At 74.1% G+C, this 1751-nt stretch carries 1 protein-coding gene; it reads right to left on the bottom strand.

The features are described from left to right. On the bottom strand, window positions 1–1591 hold a 1591-nt coding region (locus tag AAHZ94_RS33630), incomplete at its 3' end, for an HtaA domain-containing protein (RefSeq protein WP_349997487.1). Window positions 1592–1751 lie beyond the last annotated feature (160 nt).

The raw sequence follows: 1751 nt of genomic DNA, 5'->3' as shown, positions 1-1751 counted from the left end.
CCCCGCCCGTGCCCGTGCCACCGGAGCCACCGGTGGTGCCCGACGCGCCGTCAGAACCGCCGGTGCCGGCGGAGCCGCCGGAGCCGCCCGTACCACCCGGCACGTCCGGCAGCTTGGCGTCTTCGTCCAGCGAGACGGCGAGGGAGACCGGGTCGAGCTGCTCGCCGGCCTGGTAGTAGCCGCCGAACGCCTTGGCGCCACCGGCGGTCAGCGTCGCCGGCACGTTGGCGAGGGTGACCACCTCGTCCTTGGCGGTCAGCGACCCGGCGGACAGCTTGAGGTCGGCCAGCACCTGGTCATTGCTCTTGGTGACCTTGCCGCTGACCCGGTCCTTGGAGGAGACGTCGGCGACCAGGGTGCCCTTGGTGCCCTTCGTACGGACCTTCAGGTCGCTGAACCGCAGGTCGAGCTTGCCCTCGTGGCCGGTGAAGCGGACCTGGCCGGCGAACTTGGCGTCGATCGACTTGTCGGTCGCCTGGTAGCTGCCGCTGCCCTCGGGGAAGCGGTAGCCCTGGCCCCGCTTCGTGGCGCCGCCCGAGAGCGAGACCTTGCCGGAGGCGATCGGCCCCGTGACGTACTTGCGGAAGCCCTCCTTGACGCCCCAGTCCAGGTTGCCGGCGACGATCGGGCCGCTCTCCACGGGCTTCCCGGTGGCCCCGTCGGTCGGCTTGGCCGTGGGCTTGTCGCCCGGGCTCTTCGTGGGCTTGCCGCTCGGACCGTCGGTCGGGTTGGTGGTCGGGTTGGTGGTCGGGTTGGTGGTGGGCTTGTCGCTCGGGCCGTCGGTCGGGTTGGTGGTGGGCTTGCCGGTCGGCTGGTCCGTCGGCTTGTCGGTGGGCTTGTCCGTCGGCTTGCCGGTCGGCTCGTCGGTGGGCTTGCCGGTCGGCGGGTCGGTCGGCTCGGGCTTGACCGGGCCGCCCGGGGTGACCGTCAGCGTCGCCGGGTCCAGGTCGTCGCCGGCCGCGTAGAAGCCGCTGAACGCCTTGGAGCCGGCCTCGGTCAGCTTCGCCGGGATGTTGGCGAAGACCATCGCACCGCCCTGGCCCTGCCCCGGCCGGACCGCGGACAGGTCGAGGTCGGCCAGCCGCACGTCATCGCTCTCGGTGACCTTGCCGGTCTTCATGTCCTTGGCCCGCACGTCGGCGGTGATGGCGCCGGTGGACCGCTGGGTGCTGAGCTTGAAGTCGCTCAGCTTGAGGTCGAGCTTGCCCTCGTGGCCGGTGAAGCGGACGCTGCCGTTGAAGGCGGTCGCCACGGCGTGCGTGCCCGTGTCGTAGCTGCCGGACCCGCCGGTGAAGGTGAACGGCCCGTTCCCCGCGGCCTGCTGGGCGCCGTCCGCCGCGGTGATCTCGCCGTGCGCGATGGGCCCGCCGACGTACTTGCGGAAGCTCTCCTTCACACCCCAGTCGAGCGTGCCGTTCTTGAGCTCAAGCTTCGGCGGCCCGGCCGGCTTGTCGCCGCCGTCGCCCGCAGCGTACGCGAAGGCCGGCAGGCTCAGCGCCGCGGCACCCAGCGCGCAGACGGTGGCGATGGCGGCGGTACGGGCCGCGGTGGTGCGCCGCGCTCGGGGGGCGGCGGGCGGGGTGGTGGACATCGTGTGGACACTCCTAGCTGTTGGGGGTGGAGCCGGGGCCGCGGGGGATGCGGCCGGGCCGGTGGGGTGGGGGGGGCGGGGGGGGGGGGGCGGGGGGGGCGGCGGCCGCGCGGCGCCGGGCGCGGGGCACAGCGAGGCGGCCGCGCCCCCCCGCGCGGGG

The sequence above is a fragment of the Streptomyces sp. HSW2009 genome (genome assembly GCF_040240285.1).
In the GTDB taxonomy this organism is placed as follows: Bacteria; Actinomycetota; Actinomycetes; order Streptomycetales; family Streptomycetaceae; genus Streptomyces.
This window is presented reverse-complemented; position numbering and strand designations above follow the sequence as displayed.